This is a genomic window from Psychroserpens jangbogonensis (assembly GCF_000797465.1).
Lineage (GTDB): Bacteria > Bacteroidota > Bacteroidia > Flavobacteriales > Flavobacteriaceae > Psychroserpens > Psychroserpens jangbogonensis.
Window position 1 is genome coordinate 108,657 of record NZ_JSWG01000009.1, and the last position, 23,013, is coordinate 131,669.

Consider the following 23,013-nt stretch of genomic DNA (forward strand, 5'->3'; position numbering starts at 1 on the left):
CTTATAAACAAAAAATGTTTATATCTTTTTTGGCCTTGATTTTAGTGGGTTACTGGAGATGTTTTCAAATTCATTTCTATTCTTAAAAATTTGAATGGCAGTAAAAACGGCTTCTTTAAATGAACCGTTATCAGCTTCACCTTTTCCTGCAATTTCGAAAGCAGTTCCGTGGTCTGGAGAAGTACGAACTCTATTAAGTCCTGCTGTATAATTTACGCCATTTCCAAAAGCTATGGTTTTAAAAGGAATTAAACCTTGATCGTGATAAGCGGCAATAACGGCATCAAAGTTTTTATAATTACCTGAACCGAAAAAACTATCAGCTGAATATGGTCCGTAAACAAGTTTTTTGTTTTCTCTGATTTTTTCTAAGGTTGGTTTTAATACATTATCATCTTCATTTCCAATAACACCATTATCTCCTGCGTGTGGATTGATCCCTAAAACTGCTATTTTGGGTTTACTAATTCTAAAATCTTTAATTAAAGAATTATAAACGGTTTCAACTTTTTCTTCAATGACCTCAGAAGTAATATGCTCAGGTACATCTCCAACTGGGACATGATCTGTAAGTAAACCAACTTTTAAGTTATCAGTAACCATAAACATGAGGCTTTTACCTCCTAGTTTTTCTGCTAAATAATTGGTATGGCCTGGGAATTTAAAACTTTCAGATTGGATATTGTGTTTATGTATTGGCGCAGTAACTAGTACATCTATAGATTCCCTTTTTAATGCTTGGGTTGCTGCCTCAAGAGATTTGACCGAATACTCTCCAACCTTTGCATTCTCTTCTCCAAAATTAATTATCACATTTTCTTTCCAAACATTAAGCACATTGATTTTGCCTTCAACAACCTGATCTATATGATTAATTCCGTGAAAACTTATAGCGCTTCCATAATGTTTTTTGAAAAAAGACATGGTCTTTATAGAGCCGAAAATAACTGGTGTACAAAACTCCAACATTCTATTGTCTTCAAATGTTTTAATTATGATTTCCGATCCTATTCCGTTAAGGTCTCCAATCGAAATCCCTAATTTTATCTTGCTTTCTTTTTTCATGGATTTAATCTTAGTGCTTTAACACACACTCACGTCGATTTTGGCTAAAATTTATAAGTCCTTTTAATTAAATCCTATCTTTTGTGTGTATTTTTGTCATTGCAAATTTAACCATTTAATTGACATTATGTTTACAGGTATTATTGAAGATTTAGGGATTGTGACCAAATTAGAAAATGAGAAAGAAAACCTTCATCTGACCATGCGTTCTAAAATAACACATGAATTAAAAATAGACCAAAGTGTTTCTCATAATGGTATTTGTTTGACTGTGGTACATATCAAAGATGACGCCTATACAGTTACCGCAATTAAAGAAACATTAGACAAGACAAATCTTGGCGACATAAAAACTGGTGACCACGTAAATATTGAGCGCGCTATGAAATTAGGAGATAGGCTTGATGGCCATATTGTTCAAGGTCATGTTGATCAAGTCGCCGTTTGTAAATCTGTAGAAGAAGTTGAAGGCAGCTGGGTATTTACATTTGAATATGACAATGCTTTAAATAATATAACCATAGAGAAAGGGTCAATAACAGTTAATGGTGTGAGTTTGACTGTGGTGAATTCTAAAGCAAATACGTTTAGTGTAGCTATAATTCCTTTTACGTATGAACATACTAATTTTAATACATTTACCGCAGGAACTGTTGTGAATTTAGAATTTGATGTCGTTGGGAAATATATAAAGAGACTCTACGATATAAACGCAATCTCTTCTTAGCGTTTTAAAAATTTAAATCGCTTTACCACTCCGTAAATAAGCGCAACAATTAATAAATAAGGTAAGAAATCATCAATAGGCATGCCCGGAGGTGGTGGTGGCGCTGGTGGTGGTGGCGTCCCATCGGTTTGTGCGTTGCATACAAAACTTATTAATACAAATAAGATTGAGGCTATATATTTCCTGTTTTGTATTTTCATTAGGCGGTAAAAGTATAAAAAAAACTGTGTCAACAAAATAAAATGTGAAAACTCGTCCCTAAAAACCAAAAAACATCGATGAAATGTAATTTTTTGTATTAAAGTCGTTAAAATTTTCCTAATGTCAAATATATGCTTTTTTGACATAATTAAAAGTAATTCAACTTTATTTTACTTTTAATGCATTGTTATATTGTATTTTACTTTCAATATATATGCGATATTATTCATAATTAAGCTTTCTGTTTTATGATTTAAAAAAACCACATGCATTCAGTACAAATAAATTCTTCCTATCTGTGCATTTGATCTAAGACTTCAATAACCTCAGATTTTTTTCTAACCGAAACAGGGACGCTCTTTCCGTTTTTAAGCATTAAATAGCCTCCATCAGTTTTAATAAAAGCGCTTATGCATTGCAAATTCACTAAATGACTTTGATGCACTCTCAAAAAACCATAAGCCTTTAGCATGTCTGCAAAATACTTTAATGTTTTGGTTACGAATATTTTTCTTCCATCTTGAAGATGAAACATTGTGTTATTACTATCTGATTCACAACGAATAATATCATCTAAGTTGACTATTATGATTTTATCCAAAGTGTGTAAAGAGATTTTGTCTGGTTTCTTTTCAGGTGAACTTAAAGTCTGCTTTAAAATGTCAAGCCGCTCCTTATTGGGTTGGATTTGCTGCTTAGCTCTTTCTATTGCTTGTGATAATTCTTCTTGAGCATAAGGTTTTAAAACGTAATCTATTGCTGCAAATTTGAATGCTTTGATTGCAAATTCATCACTTGCAGTAACAAAAATGATTTTCGCTTTTAATTCTGGAAAAATCTCAAGGACGTCAAATCCTGTGCCATCGCCTAACATGATATCTAAAAATAGAATATCTGGTTCATTATTGCGAAGCACCCTTGCAGCTTCAACTACACTTTTAGCGGTGTTTATGATTTTTATCTCGGGATGATTATTTGCAATATCACTTTTTAAAAGCTGCATTGCATCCACTAAATCTTCTACTATTATTGCTGTCAACATATTTAATAATCAGTTTCTAACGGAATTTTAAACACTATGGTTGTGCCCTCAATTGTTCCGTCGTCTTGTTTTATTTCTTTTATTTCCATGGCGCCTGCGCCCGAAATTGATTCTAATCGTTCTCGTGTTACGTTAAGAGCCATTGATTGATGATCTGATTTTGGCTTTTGTTGTTGGGAATTATAAATTCCAATACCATTGTCTTCAATGATTACTTTCAATTGTTCTTCTGTTGTGTCAAATTGAATCTTAAGCTCGCCTTTTCTTGGTCCTTTCAAAATTCCATGTCGAATTGCGTTTTCAACAAAAGGCTGAATTAACATTGGAGGTATTAAAATTTCCTCTACATCTAAGTCGGTATTCAAAACGATATCATAATCAAAAGATTCTTCAGTCATTAAACGCTCAACTTCAATATAATGTTTTAATGTTTTGATTTCTTGATCTAAGCTAATCTTGTCTTTTCTAGAATTCACTAAAGTATCTCTTAAAAGTATTGCGAAACTGTTAACCGTATCATTCATTTTCTCAGGCTTTGTTTGCGCCATTGCTTTAATTCCATTAAGTACATTAAAAATAAAGTGTGGGTTCATTTGCAAACGCAAAGCTTTTTGTTCAAGTGTCAATAAATGATTCTCTAGTTGTAAGCGCTCTTGTTCTTTTATGTTCTTATTCTTCAAGCGTTTTATATACAGAACTATAAAAAGAATTAGCATCAAAGCGACTATTCCAATAAGTATCCATTGAAACCATGCTTTTTTGTGTAGAGGCCTTTCAATATGAAATGAAAATCGTATTAGATCACTTTCAATCCATCTGTAATTTCTAGATTGTACAACAAAATCATGAGACCCATAATTAAGTTCGGAAAAATCCTGAGTATTACTTGCAGACCAAGGACTCCAATCGCCTTCATTTAATTTATAGTGATATTCTATTCCGTTTGGATGATCAACATCTATCGTTTTGAAAGAAAAACTGACTTGGTTTTGATTTGGGTTTAGACTCAATATCTTATTTGAATTACTCCAAACAGATAGATTAATCGTATCTATACTTTTATAAGCAACTTTGACATCTTCTAAAAAGAGGTTAGGTTTTTTAGGGTTGAGGCTTATATCTATCGATTGATATTCGGTTAGACCATTAATAGAGCCAAACCATAAATGACCTTTATTGTCTTTGTCAACCGCATTTAAGCAAGTTTCGATACCCAGAAACCCATCGTTTCTACCAAAGAAAAAAATATCGTTGATTTCAATATCTTTAGTTAATTCAATCTTATCTACACCTCGTTCTGAGCCGACCCAAAGATAGTCTTGATCATCAAAAATGAGCTGATAGATATTTTCTGAAGATAACGTTTTGGCTCCTTTCAATTTTTTAAACACACTGTAATTAGAATCGTCAGACCACCAAACTCCATTACCAGCAGTACCTAAAAATATAGTTCTGTTTTGAACTAAAATGGAATTAATTGATATGTTCTGATCTAAAACTAAACCTAAATGTGTAACCCGATTTCCTTTTAAGTAACCCAAATGACCATTTTGAGTTGCATACCACAATCGATCCTGATTATCTTTAATCATGTCTTTTATATACAGATCCTCAACGCCCTCAGGACCTGAATAAGTTTTAAAAATAGTTAAGTCATCTAACTTAGGGTTATAACTAAATTTGACAATTCCGCTAGAATACGTTGCTGCCCAAACAGTGTCATTTTCGGCGTGTATTGTTCTTATCCAATCAAAAGGAAAACCATTTTCTCTATTTAACACTTTAGTCTTGATGCGCTCAATAGGGATTCTCTTTTTTGATTTTTTTATGGTGTCCAAGACAATTGAATCTATTTGTACTTTTCCTTTAAAAAGGATACCTCTACCATCAGATCCTGCCCATATATGCCCTTTTTTATCACTTGTAATGGTCTTTATTTTTACTTCTGAAAAAGTTTTAGGCAATTCTATATTATGAATTCCCATTTGATCAATTCTCATTAATCCAGTTTCAGCGTTTGAAATCCAAATTCCATTATCACTATGATGAACAGCATAAATACGATTCCCGTTTAAACCTGTATCTGTATTAAAGTGCTTAAAACTATTTTGAAAATATTTATACAATCCACCTCCAGAGGTTCCAATCCAAATATTTCCTTGTTGATCTGACAACACATCTCTTACGTGCGACGTGGAAAGTCCGTTAGTGTTTTTGATTGTGAAAAGCTCCGTATACGTTTCCGTATCAATAACAGAAATGCCTTCGCTATCAGTAGCAACCCAAAGCTGGTTACTATTTTGAATAGAAATGTTATTAATTCGTAATGGCTCTCTAATTAAATAAGCGTCTTCAAAGTCTTGAGCTTCAATCACCAATATGCCACTATTAAATGTAGATGCAAAAATCTTTGAATCTAATATTGTAAGTCCTATATAATTAATAAAATCAAGTTGTTCTATGGTTCCTTCTTCAGAATCAAGAGAGCTTAATTTCCAAAGTCCATTATTGGTGGCTAACCAGTAGTGATTCCCATCAAAAACCAAATCGTTGATCTGGCTATTATTTATGCCTGAATGTAAGTTTACTTTTTCTACGGAAACATCTTTGGAAAGTTTATAAACTCCTTTATTAGTCAGCAAATAAACAGTATTCCCAAACTTTAGAATTTCATTTACTTGAGGACTATCAATGTTGCGAAAAACATCTTTAGTCTTTACTGAAAGTCCTTTTTGGGTTCCTAAGTAAAGTGTGTCATTCGACGATTTAATCGCTTGAATATAATTAGATGCTAATCCATGAGTTTTATTAAACACTTTGAAATCGCTTCCATCAAAACGTGCTAAACCTCCTCCCTGAGTACCTAGCCATAAATACCCTTTAACATCTAATGTCATAGCATATACCTGAGACTGAGGCAATCCGTCTTCTAGAGTATAGGCTCTAAGTTGTTTGTTTTGTGATTGTAAATCAGCAACAACAAACAGACAAAAAACAAAGAGGTAATATGATAAAATATGTTTCAATATGGTATAGATATCTATTTGCAACTTACAATTTTGAACGCAGTTTTAAGCGTTGTAGTATATACATTTTTGATGTCATATAAAAAAGCGCTGCGCCCTTTAAAGAAACGCAGCGCTAAAAACATCAACTACAACATTAATTAATTCTCTTCATCATTACAAAAAACATAAGATAGTCCTGTGAAAGTTGGCTTGGTGCCGACGCTAGCCACTAAGGCACTTGTTTTTTGAAGTTTATTATTTTTAAATACTATGTAAGATGCAGAATCAGCGGCTAAAGTTTTTTGAGTTCCACTAAGTGTAATAACATCTACCTCTGACTTGGCATCTTTTTGATTCAATAATGAGATTTTACTTTGATTTAATCGCTCTGACTTGAAAACAATTTTATCAATTTGAATACCGTTTTTTAAGGCTCTTACTTGAAATAGTTTGTTCCCTTTAAAGTCATACCCTGCTTCACCAAAAACAAATTTTATTTCTGGATTAGCATTGCTGACCATGGTTTTCTGGGAAATCATTCCTCCCCAAACCCATCCTACTTGTGGTCCCATTTTCACTTTGTACCATCTACTTTTAATTCCGTTGATAGTATGTGGTGTAGAACTTTTTGCTAATAATCTCACATTAGTTCCAATATTAATTGTTGTCAATTGTTCGCATTGAACTGATGGGCAATCACGAAGTGCAACATCATCTGCTAACAAATATTTTGAAGCTTTTGTAGCTGATGTTGTGTAGACATCAAATTCTACTTCTTTTGTTTGTGAAAAAACATCTGAAGCAATAAATAATACGGCTACAATTAAAAGGCTTTGAACTATTCTTTTTGAAATAGACATCGTTTCGTTTTTCTGGGTGTTCTTTAAGGTTTTCATATTAATTTGATTTTATGGGTTTATACTTATTTGATTCAAATATAGGCTCGTGTTGAAGCTAAATTTGAGTGCTTTTAGAATTCGTAGGATGTAAACTAGAATTCGTAGATATTTCATTTTATTGCATTTGAAAAGTCTTAAATGATTTATATAAAATATTCATCATATCTTTAGGTACCACTAACAAACGCTAACCACATGAATTCTTTTAAAATTATTCTATTTTGCCTCCTAGTCCTTCCAATAACCAGTTTTGGCCAAAAACAAAAAAAGCGAAGTAATCACTCCACAATTGTAGTTGAGGACAGTCTTTTTCACGGATTGAAATGGCGAAATATTGGTCCATTTAGAGGCGGAAGAAGTGTCACTTCAACTGGAGTTATTGGTCAACCTCATACTTATTATATGGGTTCTACTGGTGGAGGTGTTTGGAAAACCACTGATGCAGGAATCACTTGGAAAAATATTTCAGACGGTTCATTTAAAACAGGGTCTGTTGGAGCAATTGCAGTTTCAGAAAACGACATTAACATTATTGTTGTGGGCATGGGAGAACATGCAGCAAGAGGGGTAATGACTTCAATGGGAGATGGTGTTTATAAATCAATGGATGCTGGTAAAACATGGACACATTTGGGTTTAGAAAAATCACGTCATATATCAGATGTTATTATTCATCCAACCAATCCAGATATCATATACATAACTGCTCAAGGTGCGCAATATGCACCTTCAAAAGAAAGAGGAATCTATAAAACTTCTGATGGTGGAAAAACTTGGAAAAATGTATTATTCATAGACCAAATTACAGGAGCATCTTCATTATCTATGGATATGAATAATCCTCGCATTTTATATGCTTCTATGTGGCAACATCAACGCTATCCTTGGTATATGGAATCTGGTGGAGAAAAATCAGGTTTGTACAAATCAATAGATGGAGGTGAAACATGGGAACAATTAAAAGATGGGCTTCCAGAAGGCTTTGGTAAGTCTGGAGTTTCGGTTTCTCGAGCAAATTCAGAACGTGTTTTTGCAATAATTGAAGCCGAAGACAAAAAAGGAGGTGTTTACCGTTCTGATAATGCTGGAAAAACCTGGAAACAAGTTAATAGTAATCGTGTTAATATTGCTCGTTCTTGGTATTATATGGAGGTTTTTGCTGATCCTCAAAATGAAAACATTGTTTATGTATTGAATGCACCAGTGATGAAATCAATCGATGGCGGAAAAAGCTTTAATAACATTTCTGTACCTCATGGAGATAATCACCATTTGTGGATTAATCCATATGATAATAACAACCTCATCAATTCTAATGATGGAGGTGCTAATGTGTCTTTTAATGGAGGGAAAAGTTGGAGTACTCAAAAAAATCAACCTACTGCTCAATTTTATCGTGTGATAACAGATAACCTTGTTCCATATAATGTGTATGGTGGTCAGCAAGACAATTCGGCCATTGCTATTGCCAGCAGAACTAGTGACGCTGGAATTGATTGGAAAGATTGGTATTCTGTGGCTGGTGGCGAAAGTGCTTTTATTGCATTCGACCCAGACAACCCAGAAACTGTTTATGGTGGAACATATCAAGGAAATATAGGTAAATGGACTAAAAGCTCTAGAGAACAAAAATCAATCAAAGAATATCCAGAATTAGGCTTGAGTATTGCACCCAAAGACTCTAAATACAGATACAACTGGAATGCGCCAATCATTTCTTCTCCTCATGACAGAAATACAATTTACCATGCAGGAAATGTAGTTTTTAAAACGACTGATGGAGGAATTAATTGGACAACCGTAAGTCCTGATTTGACAAAAAACGAAAAGGACAAACATGGTCCAGGAGGTGGGCCTTTTACCAATGAGGCAGCTGGTGGCGAAAACTACAATACATTAACTTCTTTGGTAGAATCACAACACGAAGAAGGAGTGCTTTATGCTGGTAGTGACGACGGTTTGGTTCATATCACAAAAAACGGAGGACAAACATGGCAAAACATAACGCCTAAAGGTTTGGTTGATGGTATTGTTAATAGTATTGATATTTCAGAACACAACCCTTCAACAGCATACGTTGTGGTTATGCGATATAAGTCTATGGACTTAAATTCTCATGTTTTTAAAACTACTAATTATGGGCAAACATGGACAAAAATTGTAAACGGACTCGATGATCCAAACGGATTCGCTCGCGTTGTAAGAGCTGATAAAAAAAGAAAAGGTTTGCTGTATGCAGGAACGGAAACTGGTTTGTACCTCTCTTTAGATGATGGTATCAACTGGCAACCTTTTAAACTTAATCTTCCTGTGGTTGCTATAAATGATTTGATTATTCAAGATAACGATTTGGTAGCCGCAACGTCTGGTCGAGGATTTTGGATTCTTGATGACATAAATGCGCTCCAAAACTTGAGTTTAGATAAAAAAGAAATAACCGTTTTTCAGCCTAAACCAACCTATCGTATTTTTGGTGGTACATCTAAAGGGATTGGTCAAGGCTTAAACCCAAAAACTGGAGTTACATTTGATTACTATCTGCCTAAAGATGCCGATACATTAGGTTTAAAACTTGAGGTGCTTCAAAATTCTAAGGTGATTAGAACTTATACTAACGAAAAGCCTAAAGGTTTTAAATCTTGGCCAGGAGGACCATCTGCACCACAAATATTACCTTCAAAAAAAGGATACAATCGATTTACTTGGGACTTTAATCGTGAAGCACTTCCGTCAATACACAAAGTCTTTGTTTTTGGAGGACATAGTGGTTCAAGTGTAGCTCCAGGAAAATATGTGTTGAGATTAACTCTTGAGGGTTTATCTTCTGAAACTGAAGTCACTATTTTGCCTAATCCTTCCGTAAAATCATCACCTCAAGATTTTAGTGAGCAGCAAGAGTTATTGATTTCCATTGAAAATACGGTTCGAGAGATTCATGAGTCTGTTAATCAAATGCAATCAGCTAAAAAGCAGTTAAATAGTTATGCATCCCTTTTAGAAAATAACGAAAACGTAAAACCTCTATTAGATAAAGGAGAAGAATTAATTGAACGCATTAATGTTTGGGAAGAAAACCTAATTCAATCCAAACAAAAAACATTCCAGGACGTCATTAATTTTAATAATATGCTTAACGCTCAACTCATGCAATTATTGGGTTATATAGATCAAGCTGAGCCGCAAGTAACAGAAGGTGCAAAAGAACGATTTAATGATTTAATGAAAGACTGGCAAGTATATAAAACGGAACGTGACGCCATCACAACGGCTGAAATGAATGCTTATAACGAATTGTATAAGTCGCTAAACATTCCAGCACTAATTATTGAGGATTAAAACTGAAACACACTAAAAGATTGATTGAATAAAAAATTTAATATTCTTTTACCAAGTTGACAAGAGAGCTCTAACCCATACATCAGTGGCTATACAAATATAGATATGTGTTGCTGTAATTCTAATTTCTCCTTCACTACCAGTATCAGTAGCAGGAGGAGTGTTTAAAGCCGAAACTTTATATTGAGTTGACTCCGTTGTGCCCTCTACTTCTAAAGTGTTGGTTGTAGCTAATTTACCAATTCCAACTAAATTAGTAGTAAAATTTCCATGTATTAATGGTATGGCAGAATTAGAGTTTTGAATTACCAAAGTATTTGAACTTGTATTAAAACTAGTATCTAGCCCAGTGTTATAAACAATAAATACGTTGTTACTTCCTGTAATATCTCGTGCTGCATTAACTCCGATTATTGTATTGTTATCGCCATCTAAACTCCAGCCAGCTTCATGGCCAAGCAATACATTAGAACCACCATCAAGTGAGAAACCTGCTTGAGAGCCTATAACGGTATTATAAGTTCCCGTAGCAGTATTGGACATGGTTGCATTTCCTATTGCGGTATTATCCCTACCTCCAATGTTAGAATTTAAAGCTCTGAATCCAAATGCTGAATTTCTGAAGCCTGTGGTATTTAATTGCAAAGCGAAATACCCAAAAGCTGTATTATATGAACCTGTACTATTTGTGGATAGAGAAGTAAAACCCATCGCTGTATTTCCTAAACCACCTGTATTTCCTGTAAGTGACTGATAACCAAAAGCAGTACTTTCACTGGCTATATTACTTTGCAGTGCTTGAGCACCAACTGCCGTATTATTTATTCCAGCAGTATTGGAGGATAGTGCATTTATTCCAATAGCAATATTTTCACTACCACTATCGTTTGCTGTCAGTGCTAAAGCTCCTATGGCTATATTTTGATCACCATCGTCATTAGCGGTTAATGCCACAGTGCCTATTGCTATATTTGAATTTCCTGAAGAATTGTCTTGAAGAGCTCTGTATCCAAAAGCTGAATTTCCATCTCCTGAGGAATTTAGTTGCAAAGCTTGATAACCAAAAGCCGAATTATAATTGCCAGTGAGATTCTCAACTAGAGTAGCATAACCCACAGCAGTATTACCAGCCCCATTTGTGTTTTTGAAAAGCGCATGCCAACCAATTGCCGTAGCTTGATTAGCGATGTTATCTTGCAACGCTTGATTACCAACCGCTGTATTACCACTTCCCGCACTAGTTGATAACGCATCAGTACCTATAGCAACGTTATCGATGCCAACTAAATTAACACTTAATGAAGCATTACCTATCGCTGTATTTGAAGTTCCAGTAGTATTTAAACTCATAGAGTTATACCTAATACCAATATTTCTACGATTATCACTATCGTCATTTAAATCCGCATCTATGCCAATAAAAACAGAAGAACCATTATCAGTACCACCAACATCTGATTTACCATCAGTAAGGTCATTTAATCTTTCAACACTCGAAAATCCAATCCAACTTGTCGTTGCTTGATCCCAGTGATAAAATCCTTTTGGGTTTAATCCAACTGTTTTTGTAAGGTAAATAAGCATGCCTTGTTGTGCTGCAGTAGGATTTGCTGCAGGAAATGCATCAACTCTTGGAATTAATATTCCTTCCTCGTTTGAGGGTGTGGCTTGGTTTGAAGCTGTGATATCTAATGCTGCTTGTGGACTTGTATTACCTACGCCTACTTAAGCGTAAGAAAAAGAAATCATCATTAAAAACATATAAAAAACAAAATTTCTTTTGATTATATTTCTTAGTATATATATATTCTAATTTTCATGTCAATTGGGTATTTAATCTACATAAAGTTAGTGATTTACAGATTACTCTTATTTTTTTACCATTCATTCCGGCTAATTGGTCTTACGAGTTATGACACTCTAATCTCATTTTTCGAATATCTAAAAGACACAAAATAAGAAAACGTAGATAAATTTACAACACACCCACTCTTCAAATATAACCAGCAGTTCTAGACCTCATAAGGTTGAGAAATAAAAAAGCCTCACATCTCTGTAAGGCTTTACGCTTATTAAAAGTGGTCCCACTTGGGCTCGAACCAAGGACCCTCTGATTATGAGTCAGATGCTCTAACCAGCTGAGCTATGGGACCAATAAGGGTGCAATATTACTACATATTTTAAAACTCTACAAGAAATTTATTCCTTAATATCTTGACATAACTCAATGAGAACGCCATTTGTAGTTTTTGGGTGTAAAAAAGCTATTAACTTATTATCGGCACCTTTCTTTGGTTTTTCATGAATCATCCTGAAGCCTTCATTGGTTAGTCTTTCAATTTCTGCCTCTATATCTTTTACGGCAAAGGCAATATGATGAATCCCTTCTCCTTTTTTCTCTATGAATTTTGCAATCGGACTTTCTTCATTTGTTGCTTGTAGTAGCTCTATTTTATTCGGACCAACTTTAAAAAAAGATGTTATTACGCCTTCACTTTCTACGGTTTCCGCTTTATAGTGTTTTTTGTCAAATAGTTTTCCAAATAAATCATTAGAAGCTTCAATATCTTTTACCGCAATACCTATATGTTCAATTTTTTTCATCTTTAATGTACCGTGAAAACGGACTACCTTTTATTTATATTGACTCTTTTATCTGTTCAAAGTTAACATATTCCTCAATTATCGCCTATTTTTGCAGTTCGAAACCAAAACTTGGTTTCATTTTTGATAAAAGTCGTTATATTGGAATAACTGATGATGAAGTGATAACGACTTAAATTTATGACAATGGAAGAATTAACTCAAAGACAGAAAAAAATTGGAGGACTTTTACAAAAAGACCTCGCAGACATATTACAAAAAGCAGCTACTGATGGTGGATTGCGAGGTGTAATTATTTCGGTAAGCAAAGTAAACGTAACCACAGATCTGTCAGTAGCCAAAGTATATCTTAGTGTCTTCCCTAACAAAGAGGGGCAAGCGCTTTTAGATGGCATTCGTTCAAATACTCCTTTAATTCGACATGAAATGGCACAACGTACCAAAAACCAATTGCGACGTATGCCTAATTTAGAATTCTTTATTGATGACTCATTAGAATATATTGACGGCATAGAAAAATCATTAAAAGGCGAAGAAAATCCTATAAAAGATGAAGACCTTTTAGGTAGACGTAAAAAATCTTAGGCGTTTATTTTCTAAAGCACAAGAATGAACTTTTCATTATACATAGCAAAACGTTACTTGTTTTCAAAAAGCAGTAATAATGCAATTAATATAATGACCATTATCGCAGCCTCAGGAACTATTATCGCTTCAGCGGCTTTATTCATAGTGCTTTCTGGTTTTGCTGGATTAAAAGAATTCAGTCTTAAATTTTCTTCTTATGTCGATCCAGATTTAAAAGTTGTTGCTATTCAAGGCAAATCATTTTCCTTAACTGAACAACAATTAAAAGCTCTAAATGCTATTGATGGAATCGCATCCTATTCTAAAATAATTGAAGAACGCGCTATTGTGCAGTTCGACCAAAAACAACAAATTGTTACAATAAAAGGAGTTGATGCTAACTACAAAAAAGTAACTTCAATAGACTCCATGGTAATCTATGGTCGTTGGCTTGAAAACGGCACGTCTCAAATTGTGTCAGGAGGCGGAATTGCCAATAAACTATCCTTTGGTGTCTTAGATATGACGAAGAGCCTTACCATCTCTGTTCCTAAGCCTGGGAAAGGGCAAATCACTTCTGTAAAAAGTGCATTCAATACGGTTAAAGTATTTAATATTGGTGTATTTAATATTAATGAAACACTAAATTACGAGTATATATATGCCGATATTGACACAGTAAAACAACTCCTAAATTATAATGACAATCAAATCTCTGCTTTAGAATTTAAATTAAAACCTAATATAGACGAATCGGAAATTGCTCAAACTTTACAAACTGTTTTAGGGAACACCATTCAAGTTAAAAACAGAACTCAACTAAACGATGCGCTCTACAAAATGTTAAACACTGAAAATGTAGCTGTTTATCTCATATTTACATTGGTCATCATTATTGCATTGTTTAATGTAATTGGTGCCTTAATAATGATGATTCTTGACAAAAAGGAATCCTTACACACGCTTTTTAACTTAGGAGCAACAACAAAAGAAATTAGACGTGTCTTTTTTCTTCAGGGTAGTTTGATGACCATTATTGGTGGAATAATCGGGTTGATTTTAGGCTTTTTCATTGTGTTTCTACAAAAGCAATTTTCCCTAGTTATGATTATCCCTTCAGAGCCATATCCAGTTGTAATTAAAGTCATCAACTTTATCATTGTTTTGGTTACCATAACAACGCTAGGCATATTAGCTTCAAAACTGGCTTCTCAACGCATTACAAAAAAATTAGTGAAATCTAATTAACCTTATTTGGGCAAGTTGCTAACGCAAACAAGCTCTCGCAACTCGCTTCTAGACTAAGGTAGATCTAGAGAGCTCAAACAGATTGCTTAATCCTTCTTGCAAAACTATTCAGTAGTAAATTCGTAACCAGAAAACTTGTTTAAGACCTCATCAAAAGCAGCAAATACATCTTTTGAATCGTCACTGGTAACCATTTTCATTCGGTGCTCCTTGAAGTTTGGAATCCCTTTAAAATAATTAGTATAATGTCGTCTAGTTTCAAAAACACCTAATCTTTCACCTTTCCAATCTATAGACATCTGCAAATGACGTCTCGCAGCATCCACACGTTCTGCCAATGAAATCGGAGCTAAATGTTCTCCAGTTTCGAAATAGTGCTTTACTTGTTTAAAAAACCAAGGGTTTCCAATAGAAGCACGACCAATCATACATCCATCCAAACCGTAACTATCTCTCATTTCGGCAGCACGTTCTGGTGTATTGACATCACCATTTCCAAACACTGGAATATGCATTCTTGGATTGTTTTTTACTTCAGCTATGGGTTTCCAATCGGCATCACCTTTATACATTTGAGCACGAGTTCTTCCGTGTATAGAAATCGCTTTACAGCCTACATCTTGCAAACGTTCAGCTACCTCAACAATTTTTATAGAATCATGATCCCAACCCAATCGAGTTTTTACAGTAACAGGTAGATTCGTGCGTTTCACCATTTCTGCAGTCAGCTGTTCCATCAAACATATGTCTTTTAGAATTCCTGCGCCTGCACCTTTACTTACAACCTTCTTGACAGGACAACCAAAATTGATGTCAATAATGTCTGGGTTTGATTTCTCAACAATATCAATAGTCTGCAACATGCTTTCCATATTGGCTCCAAAAATTTGAATACCAACAGGACGCTCTTTTTCATAAATATCGAGTTTCATAACACTTTTAGCAGCATCACGAATTAGTCCTTCACTAGAAATGAATTCAGTATAAACAACATCAGCGCCTTGCTCTTTACATAATGCGCGAAACGGAGGATCACTAACATCTTCCATTGGGGCTAAAAGCAATGGGAATTCTGAAAGTTCTATGTCACCAATTTTTACCAAACTCGATTTATTTTGCGCAAAATTACAGTTTTTTAAATTGTATTCAAGTTTGAAACCGTTTCAACACCCAAATACCATAAATTCCTAAAATTAATTCAGCAGCCGTTCCGAAAACATAGCCGAAAGTTGGTTGTCCGTCTAAAATCAAGCTGAGGACTCTTCCACACCCTAAACCTAGCATAAAAATGATATTAGTAATAATGGCTGTTTTTAAGTAAATCGGCTTAAGAATGCCTAAAATCCAAAGTGCAGAAAACCCTAAATACAAACCCATAATAGCTTTGTAGAAGTTGTGTTCATCTAACGTTTTTGGAAATAATTCAAATTGTGAATCAGGATAAAACCCATAAACAAAAGCTACCGGAACCACAATAACCACTGAAATGATTAAATGTATTTTGTTTATGAAGTCTTGTTTGGATTTTAACACTGATATGATTTAAAATTCTATATCTGCTTCAACCTCACCATCACCTCGTTTTACAGTTACTTTCGTTTTGTCTCCATTGTCAAAAGTAGATAGTGCTCTCATGTAACTCATCATATCAGTTACCAAGCTGTCGCCAAGCTTTACGACAATGTCTCCTTTTTGAAGTCCCGCTTTTTCAGCTGGTTTATCTTCACTAATACCATCAATACGCATGCCTTTTCCGTCGTATAAATAATCTGGAATAACTCCTAATCCAACTTTAAATCTTGGTACATCTTCGCTTTCATTTTTAGTTTTTCTAAATGGCAACTTTCCATTATCATCAAGGTCAGAAATGATATCGAAAATATAAGTCGAAATCGCTTCCATTCCTTCATAATTCAATTTCTGAGTATCGTCACCTGGCTTGTGGTAATCTTCATGCTGACCTGTGAAAAGGTGTAATACTGGAATATCACTATTATAAAACGACGTGTGGTCGCTTGGTCCAACTCCAGATTCTTTTTGAATAATTTTAAACTTAATATTATTTGCCTTTACAACTTGTTTCAATATAGGAGATGTCCCAACACCATAAACAGCCAAGGTGCTATCTTGTTTTAAACGACCAACCATATCCATATTCAACATGAAATTCGCTTTTGTTAAATCAATAGTAGGGTTTTTAGTAAAATAATTAGAGCCCAATAATCCCATTTCTTCTCCGGAAAAAGCCATAAATAGATAGTTGTTTCCAGTGTTTTTTTCTTTTAGTTTCTCCACTAAGTTTAACATTACAGCAACTCCACTTGCATTGTCATCTGCACCATTATGTATTTCTTGAGATTCACCTCTAAATAATGAGCCTTCTGCTCCATACCCTAAATGGTCATAATGTGCTCCAATAATAATGGTATTCTCGGCTTTATTATCAATAAATCCAATCACATTTGTTCCCGTAATTGTACTGTCTCCATCCTTAACCGTGTAGTTAACCTCTTGATGTGGATCTGTCTTAGGTTTAAAAGAAAAGGATTGAAAATAATCTTTTGTGCCTTTAGCTTCAAGTCCAAGATTTTTAAATCGCAAAGCAATGTAATCAGCAGCAGCTTTCTCTCCATCACTTCCTGTTTGTCTACCTTCTAACTCGTCGGAAGCTAAATAAGCAACGTCTTCTTCGATAGATATTGGTTTAAGGTTTTCCTTAGAATCTGTTTTGCACGCAATTAATACAGTCAAAAAAAGTATAAATAATATGTTTTTCATCTTATGAAGTCTTAATTTTGAACAAATTTAGTTAATAATAGCATGAAATACACATACTTTATCATATTGATGTTAGCTTTTTTAAGCTGCAAAAACGACGCTAAAACTACCTCTGAAGCTAAAAAAGAAGTTCAAACCGAAGCTATAGAGACTTCAAAGGACACATTAATTTATCCTGGTGAAAAACATTTTAAATCTATTCGTCAAGTGACTTTTGGTGGAGATAATGCTGAAGCATATTGGAGTTTTGATGATAAACAACTCGTATTTCAATCTAATTATAAAGAATGGAATGTAGGCTGTGACCAAATGTTCTTGATGAATGCTGATGAGACATTTAAAGAGAATATGCCTCCAATGATTAGTACCGGAAAAGGCCGAACGACTTGCGCTTATTTTTTACCAGATAACAAACATATTATTTATGCATCTACACATTTAAAACAAGATGAATGTCCAGATACGCCTTTACGTAAAAACGGAAAATATATCTGGCCAATTTACGATAGCTATGATATTTTTGTAGCAGACTTAGATGGTAATATTGTTAGCCAATTAACAAATGAAATTGGTTATGATGCTGAACCAACAGTATCTCCAAAAGGTGATAAAATTGTATTTACTTCAACTCGTAGTGGAGACTTAGAATTATATACGATGAATATTGATGGAAGTGATGTAAAGCAAATTACTCACGAATTAGGTTATGATGGAGGTGCTTTCTTTTCTCCTGATGGTACCAAATTGATTTTCCGTTCTTCACGTCCTAAGACGGAAAAAGAAATCAAAGAATATAAAGATTTATTAGCTGAAGGTTTAGTGGAACCAACAGAAATGGAATTATACATTTGTAATGCAGATGGTAGTGACTTACGTCAATTAACCGATTTAGGAAATGCCAATTGGAGTCCGTTTTTTCATCCTTCAGGAAAGAAAATTTTATTCTCTTCTAACTTTGAAGCTGAACGTGGTTTCCCTTTCAATTTATATTTAATTGATTTAGATGGCAGAAATCTAGAACGTATAACTCATGGTGAAACTTTTGATGCGTTTCCGGTGTTTTCAAATAATGGAAAATATTTAGCGTTTTCATCTAACCGAAATAATGGAGGCGGAAGAGATACAAATCTATTTATTGCAGAATGGCTAGATTAGGTTAATTGGTTGTCTTTTTTTCTATACGCTCACGTTCTTCAGTATCAATAGCACGAGCATTGCTGTTTAATTTTGTGTTTCCGAATTTATATCTAAAACCCAATCTCACATAGCGATCATCAATATCTGCATGTCCAAAATTAAATTGGTTTTGATATTGTGTGCTATAATCAAAATCATGAGTGTTAAATAGATCACTTACAGATAATGAGATTACTCCTTTTTTATTTAAAATTGACTTAGAGACGGCTAATTCTGAAAACAGCCTGTTTTCGACAATTTGAAAGCCTTGTAGGTTTTTTCCAAGCCAAGTTAAAGCGAAACTAATATTTAAACTATTATCTTTTAATAATGTAAAATCATTTTGTAACTCAGAATAATTAGACCACTGATCTTTGGTTACAAAACCTTGTCCGAAATCTGTTTCTTCTTCAAAATTATAAAAAGAAGTAACGGCATAAATTGACCATCGATTAGTGACATCAAAATTGGTGATGAAATCGAATCCAAATTCAACAGATTTATCAAAGTTTACTGAAATATATTCAATAACATTTGTGGTGTTATTTTGTCTTGGAATTTCAGAAATAGCGCCATCAAAGTTTTTGTAATAAGCTTCAAAAGTAAAATACTTGGTAATGCTTGTTCCAAAAACAATTTGATCGGTAAAGGTTGGAACCAAAAACGGATTCCCAGAAACCACGTAATTATCATTTAAGAAAAAACTAAACGGATTTAAATCTGCATAACTTGGTCTAGCAATACTTCGTTTGTAATTTGCATACACATTGTAATCATCAGAAATATTATATTGCAAACTTGCATTTGGAAACCATTCCAAATAGTCTTGTGTATTGGTAATATTTGTTAAAGGTGATTCTCCTTCAATATTAGTCTGTTCAACTCGCAAACCAGCATTGACACTCCACTTTTCAATACTCATATCATAGTTTGCATAAGCCGCGTAAATCTTTTCATCGTAATTAAAAGCGTCAGAATTTAAGGCATCAATCATTTCGTTTCCGGTAATGATATCTACATCAAACTGTGTGATATCACTTTCTGTACTTGTACTAGAAAACTTAAACCCTGTTTCAAAATTTGAAAATTCATTTATAGGTAAACTATAGTCTGTTTTTCCAGCAAAAATACCAGTCTTTTGATTATTATCAGTATTGAATGCACTTGCGCTTAGAAACGTATTATTCACATCAAAAAAGTTACTAATTACGCCTTGATTTCTTTCATAATTATAAGTCGTATAATGAGCATTTATCATCAATTCTCCCTTTGAGAATTTATGACTAAAATCTACGTCAAAAGCTAAATTATATTTATTATCTCTTGATAAATTATCTGCTGTAAATCGAGATAAATAATTACTATTCTCATCATTAATTACAGTATTACTAGCGATTTCGTATTTAAAGTACGGCAAATACAGTGCGTTAGAAGAGATACTTAAAGTACTATTATCATTAATGAAATAATCAAAGTTTGTGTTGAGGTTGTGAGTTTCAGACCACGTGTTTCTATTTGTAAAAGAACGCCAACTCTGATCGACCTCATTTGAACTATCTAAGAAATTCACCGTGTCGTCTCCCTCTCTATTAATTTTGTCTTTAGAATAACTATAATTGATATTTAAACTGATGTCTTCGTTTTTGAAAAAATGACTTGTTCCTGCGGTATATCTCGGAAAAACACCTTGCGTATAGTTTGCAAAAATACTTCCTCTGTAACCTGTTATGAGGTTTTTACTCATAATAATATTAATTACAACTCCACTTTCGGCATCATATCTAGCAGAAGGGTTTGTAATCACTTCAACAGATTTTATAGAATTGGCAGAAGACCCTTCCAATAATTGATTCAAATCTTCAGAAGATAAATTGACTTTTCTATTGTTAATGTATACTGTTGGGTTTGAGTTTTTAACTGTAATTTCATCACCAATCACCAAAACACCAGGAGTGCTTTTTAATACCTGAAGCATATCGCCTTCAACTAAAGCAGTTTTTTCTATATTAAAAACCAATCGATCAGCTTCTCGTTTTATAGTTGGTTTTTTAACAAAAATACTTACCTCATCCAGGGTTTCTGAAACTTGATTAAGTTGAATTGTTTGTAAATCTAAATTACCCGAAAGGACAATCTTTTGATTAAAATCATCGAAACCTATGTAACTAACTTTTATTATGTAGGTATTGGTTTCTAAATTTAGAATATTGAAATAACCTCTGTGGTCTGTTGAAGTACCCTTTAATATTTCACTCTCATCCTCACTTAATATGATGACGTTTGCAAATTCAATTGGATTGTTGTCTGCATCAATTACAGTTCCCGAAACAGATAGACTCTGCCCATAGCTCATAAGTGAGCATACTAGTAAGAATGTAAAATTGAGTAGGGATTTCAAATTTAGTTAGGGTTTTGAAACGCAATATAACATTTGTTTTTAATAGAATTAACTGATTTTCCTCACATGTTAGGGTTTTTGTAAACATTTATGCCATTTTATGCGTAAGAAATCAATTATATTTGCAGCATCTTTTAAAGGAGATTTGATTTATGAAGTATATCAGAAATTTTTGCATTATAGCACATATTGACCACGGAAAAAGCACTCTAGCAGATCGTTTGCTTGATTTTACTGGTACAGTTACTGATCGCGAAAAACAAGACCAACTTTTAGATAGTATGGATTTGGAGCGTGAACGTGGAATTACCATTAAGTCACATGCCATTCAAATGGAATATACTTTTGAAGGTCAGGAGTATGTACTTAATCTTATAGATACTCCTGGTCACGTTGACTTTTCTTATGAAGTATCTCGTTCTATTGCTGCTTGTGAAGGCGCATTATTAATTGTTGATGCAGCTCAAAGTATACAGGCGCAAACCATTTCAAATCTTTATCTCGCTTTAGAAAATGATTTAGAAATTATCCCTGTGCTTAATAAGGTTGATTTACCTAGTGCAAATCCAGAAGAAGTAACAGACGATATTGTTGATCTATTAGGTTGTGATCCTGAAGAAGTGATTCACGCTAGTGGTAAAACAGGTTTTGGAGTTGATAATATCCTTGAAGCTATTATAAAACGTGTTCCGGCTCCAAAAGGAGATCCCGATGAGCCATTGCAAGCTCTAATTTTTGATTCGGTTTACAATACATTTAGAGGTATTGAAACTTATTTCAGAGTCTTTAATGGAGAGATTAAAAAGGGACAAAAAATTAAATTTGTCGCTACAGACAAAGAATATTTTGCAGATGAAGTTGGTACCTTAAAGCTTACACAGGTTGCCAAAAAAAGTGTAAAAGCTGGTGATGTTGGTTATTTAATTACAGGAATTAAAACCGCTAAAGAAGTAAAAGTTGGAGACACCATTACTGATTTTGTAAACCCAACAACTAATATCGTAGAAGGTTTTGAAGATGTAAAACCTATGGTATTTGCTGGAATTTATCCTGTTGATACAGAAGATTACGAAGAGCTTCGTAACTCTATGGAAAAACTACAATTAAATGATGCTTCTTTAGTGTTTCAGCCAGAAAGTTCTGCTGCATTAGGTTTTGGTTTTAGGTGTGGATTCCTTGGAATGCTTCACATGGAAATCATACAAGAACGATTAGAACGTGAGTTTGATATGACTGTGATTACAACAGTTCCTAATGTATCTTACCACGCCTACACTAATAAAAATCCAGATGAAGCTTTTGTTGTAAACAACCCTTCTGATTTACCAGAACCGACAACCGTAAATCGTGTTGAAGAGCCTTATATTAAAGCAACTATTATTACAAAATCAGATTTTGTAGGTAATGTGATGTCACTTTGTATTGAAAAACGAGGCGTTGTCTTAAACCAAACTTATTTAACAACAGAACGCGTAGAATTGACTTTTGAAATGCCTCTTGCTGAAATTGTATTTGATTTTTATGATCGCCTAAAAACAGTTTCTAAAGGTTATGCATCATTTGATTATTCACCTATTGGAATGAAAGTATCAAAATTGGTGCGTTTAGATATTCTATTAAATGCCCAAACTGTTGATGCACTATCTGCATTAATTCATACGGATAATGCTCAACACATTGGTAAAAAAATGTGTGAGAAACTAAAGGAATTAATTCCAAGACAGCAATTTGATATTCCTATTCAAGCAGCTATTGGTGCTAAAATCATATCTCGAGAAACTATCAAGGCATTGCGAAAAGATGTAACCGCCAAATGTTATGGTGGAGATATTTCTCGTAAACGTAAACTTTTAGAAAAACAGAAAAAGGGTAAAAAACGTATGCGACAAGTGGGTAATGTAGAAATTCCTCAACAAGCATTTATGGCTGTGTTAAAATTGAATGATTAATCTTACAAGTAAACT

Annotated in this window: 17 protein-coding genes and 1 tRNA gene; 7 read left to right on the forward strand and 11 right to left on the reverse strand. The window is 33.8% G+C overall.

Going from position 1 to position 23,013, the window contains the following annotated elements; genetic code table 11:
* Positions 1-18: 18 nt before the first annotated feature.
* Positions 19-1,065 carry a 4-hydroxythreonine-4-phosphate dehydrogenase PdxA gene (pdxA, locus tag RH81_RS07600; RefSeq protein WP_033959456.1) on the reverse strand — a complete coding sequence of 349 codons (1,047 nt, stop codon included), beginning with the start codon at positions 1,063-1,065 and terminating at the stop codon, positions 19-21.
* A gap of 127 nt (positions 1,066-1,192) precedes the next feature.
* Here pdxA and RH81_RS07605 point away from each other — a divergent pair, with 127 nt between their 5' ends.
* Positions 1,193-1,792: a riboflavin synthase gene (locus RH81_RS07605; RefSeq protein WP_033959457.1), complete on the forward strand. Its 600-nt coding sequence runs from the start codon at positions 1,193-1,195 to the stop codon at positions 1,790-1,792.
* 493 nt (positions 1,793-2,285) lie between these two features.
* Here the strand turns inward: RH81_RS07605 and RH81_RS07615 are convergent, their stop codons facing one another.
* From RH81_RS07615 to RH81_RS07625, 3 genes are all read right to left on the reverse strand, one after another.
* Positions 2,286-3,035 carry a LytR/AlgR family response regulator transcription factor gene (locus tag RH81_RS07615; protein ID WP_033959460.1) on the reverse strand — a complete coding sequence of 250 codons (750 nt, stop codon included), beginning with the start codon at positions 3,033-3,035 and terminating at the stop codon, positions 2,286-2,288.
* A gap of 2 nt (positions 3,036-3,037) precedes the next feature.
* Positions 3,038-6,085: a ligand-binding sensor domain-containing protein gene (locus RH81_RS07620; RefSeq protein WP_152604803.1), complete on the reverse strand. Its 3,048-nt coding sequence runs from the start codon at positions 6,083-6,085 to the stop codon at positions 3,038-3,040.
* 116 nt (positions 6,086-6,201) lie between these two features.
* On the reverse strand, positions 6,202-6,939 hold the full coding sequence (locus RH81_RS07625) for an SH3 domain-containing protein (RefSeq protein ID WP_033959462.1): 738 nt from the start codon (positions 6,937-6,939) through the stop codon (positions 6,202-6,204).
* 198 nt (positions 6,940-7,137) lie between these two features.
* On the opposite strand from RH81_RS07625, the gene RH81_RS07630 reads away from it, so the two are divergent.
* Complete coding sequence (locus tag RH81_RS07630; protein ID WP_033959464.1) at positions 7,138-10,278, forward strand: VPS10 domain-containing protein; 3,141 nt, start codon at positions 7,138-7,140, stop codon at positions 10,276-10,278.
* 48 nt (positions 10,279-10,326) lie between these two features.
* Here RH81_RS07630 and RH81_RS07635 read toward each other — a convergent pair whose 3' ends face one another.
* Positions 10,327-11,862: a beta strand repeat-containing protein gene (locus tag RH81_RS07635; RefSeq protein ID WP_033959466.1), complete on the reverse strand. Its 1,536-nt coding sequence runs from the start codon at positions 11,860-11,862 to the stop codon at positions 10,327-10,329.
* Here RH81_RS07635 and RH81_RS17000 point away from each other — a divergent pair.
* The gene (locus RH81_RS17000) at positions 11,861-12,007 is read left to right on the forward strand and encodes a hypothetical protein (protein ID WP_161791977.1); all 147 of its coding nucleotides are present in this window, start codon (positions 11,861-11,863) and stop codon (positions 12,005-12,007) included. The two genes, RH81_RS07635 and RH81_RS17000, sit on opposite strands and share 2 nt — an antisense overlap.
* A gap of 350 nt (positions 12,008-12,357) precedes the next feature.
* Here RH81_RS17000 and RH81_RS07640 read toward each other — a convergent pair.
* Together RH81_RS07640 and mce are read right to left on the reverse strand one after the other, a co-directional pair.
* Positions 12,358-12,431: transfer RNA gene (locus RH81_RS07640), tRNA-Ile, on the reverse strand.
* A gap of 46 nt (positions 12,432-12,477) precedes the next feature.
* Positions 12,478-12,882, reverse strand: a complete 405-nt coding sequence (gene mce, locus RH81_RS07645; protein ID WP_033959467.1) for a methylmalonyl-CoA epimerase — start codon at positions 12,880-12,882, stop codon at positions 12,478-12,480.
* A gap of 186 nt (positions 12,883-13,068) precedes the next feature.
* Between mce and rbfA the strand changes: the two genes are divergently transcribed.
* On the forward strand, positions 13,069-13,467 hold the full coding sequence (gene rbfA / locus RH81_RS07650; protein ID WP_033960251.1) for a 30S ribosome-binding factor RbfA: 399 nt from the start codon (positions 13,069-13,071) through the stop codon (positions 13,465-13,467).
* 24 nt (positions 13,468-13,491) lie between these two features.
* Positions 13,492-14,697, forward strand: coding sequence for an ABC transporter permease (locus tag RH81_RS07655; protein ID WP_033959468.1), 1,206 nt, complete (start codon positions 13,492-13,494; stop codon positions 14,695-14,697).
* Between the two features lie 104 nt (positions 14,698-14,801).
* On the opposite strand, the gene dusB is transcribed toward RH81_RS07655, so the two are convergent.
* From dusB to RH81_RS07670, 3 genes are read right to left on the reverse strand one after another with little or no spacing between them, the layout of a single operon-like run.
* Positions 14,802-15,800, reverse strand: coding sequence for a tRNA dihydrouridine synthase DusB (dusB, locus tag RH81_RS07660; protein ID WP_033959469.1), 999 nt, complete (start codon positions 15,798-15,800; stop codon positions 14,802-14,804).
* 43 nt (positions 15,801-15,843) lie between these two features.
* On the reverse strand, positions 15,844-16,230 hold the full coding sequence (locus tag RH81_RS07665) for a DUF4345 domain-containing protein (RefSeq protein ID WP_033959470.1): 387 nt from the start codon (positions 16,228-16,230) through the stop codon (positions 15,844-15,846).
* Between the two features lie 9 nt (positions 16,231-16,239).
* Positions 16,240-17,475, reverse strand: a complete 1,236-nt coding sequence (locus RH81_RS07670; protein WP_033959471.1) for a M28 family peptidase — start codon at positions 17,473-17,475, stop codon at positions 16,240-16,242.
* Positions 17,476-17,517: 42 nt separating this feature from the next.
* Between RH81_RS07670 and RH81_RS07675 the strand changes: the two genes are divergently transcribed.
* Positions 17,518-18,630 (forward strand): TolB family protein, encoded by a 1,113-nt coding sequence (locus RH81_RS07675; protein ID WP_033959473.1) that lies wholly within the window; start codon positions 17,518-17,520, stop codon positions 18,628-18,630.
* A gap of 1 nt (position 18,631) precedes the next feature.
* On the opposite strand, the gene RH81_RS07680 is transcribed toward RH81_RS07675, so the two are convergent.
* A complete protein-coding gene (locus RH81_RS07680) occupies positions 18,632-21,004 on the reverse strand; it encodes a TonB-dependent receptor domain-containing protein (RefSeq protein ID WP_052172465.1) in 2,373 nt (790 codons plus the stop codon).
* A 197-nt stretch (positions 21,005-21,201) separates the two neighbouring features.
* Between RH81_RS07680 and lepA the strand changes: the two genes are divergently transcribed.
* On the forward strand, positions 21,202-22,998 hold the full coding sequence (gene lepA, locus RH81_RS07685; protein WP_033959477.1) for a translation elongation factor 4: 1,797 nt from the start codon (positions 21,202-21,204) through the stop codon (positions 22,996-22,998).
* Positions 22,999-23,013 lie beyond the last annotated feature (15 nt).

Bases quoted from the DNA above. Each gene is read 5' to 3' on its own strand.
- pdxA (WP_033959456.1), bottom strand. From the start codon at position 1,065: ATGAAAAAAGAAAGCAAGATAAAATTAGGGATTTCGATTGGAGACCTT.
- RH81_RS07605 (WP_033959457.1), top strand. From the start codon at position 1,193: ATGTTTACAGGTATTATTGAAGATTTAGGGATTGTGACCAAATTAGAA.
- RH81_RS07615 (WP_033959460.1), bottom strand. From the start codon at position 3,035: ATGTTGACAGCAATAATAGTAGAAGATTTAGTGGATGCAATGCAGCTT.
- RH81_RS07625 (WP_033959462.1), bottom strand. From the start codon at position 6,939: ATGAAAACCTTAAAGAACACCCAGAAAAACGAAACGATGTCTATTTCA.
- RH81_RS07630 (WP_033959464.1), top strand. From the start codon at position 7,138: ATGAATTCTTTTAAAATTATTCTATTTTGCCTCCTAGTCCTTCCAATA.
- RH81_RS17000 (WP_161791977.1), top strand. From the start codon at position 11,861: ATGCCTTGTTGTGCTGCAGTAGGATTTGCTGCAGGAAATGCATCAACT.
- RH81_RS07635 (WP_033959466.1), bottom strand. From the start codon at position 11,862: ATGCTTATTTACCTTACAAAAACAGTTGGATTAAACCCAAAAGGATTT.
- mce (WP_033959467.1), bottom strand. From the start codon at position 12,882: ATGAAAAAAATTGAACATATAGGTATTGCGGTAAAAGATATTGAAGCT.
- rbfA (WP_033960251.1), top strand. From the start codon at position 13,069: ATGGAAGAATTAACTCAAAGACAGAAAAAAATTGGAGGACTTTTACAA.
- RH81_RS07655 (WP_033959468.1), top strand. From the start codon at position 13,492: ATGAACTTTTCATTATACATAGCAAAACGTTACTTGTTTTCAAAAAGC.
- RH81_RS07670 (WP_033959471.1), bottom strand. From the start codon at position 17,475: ATGAAAAACATATTATTTATACTTTTTTTGACTGTATTAATTGCGTGC.
- RH81_RS07675 (WP_033959473.1), top strand. From the start codon at position 17,518: ATGAAATACACATACTTTATCATATTGATGTTAGCTTTTTTAAGCTGC.
- RH81_RS07680 (WP_052172465.1), bottom strand. From the start codon at position 21,004: ATGAGCTATGGGCAGAGTCTATCTGTTTCGGGAACTGTAATTGATGCA.
- lepA (WP_033959477.1), top strand. From the start codon at position 21,202: ATGAAGTATATCAGAAATTTTTGCATTATAGCACATATTGACCACGGA.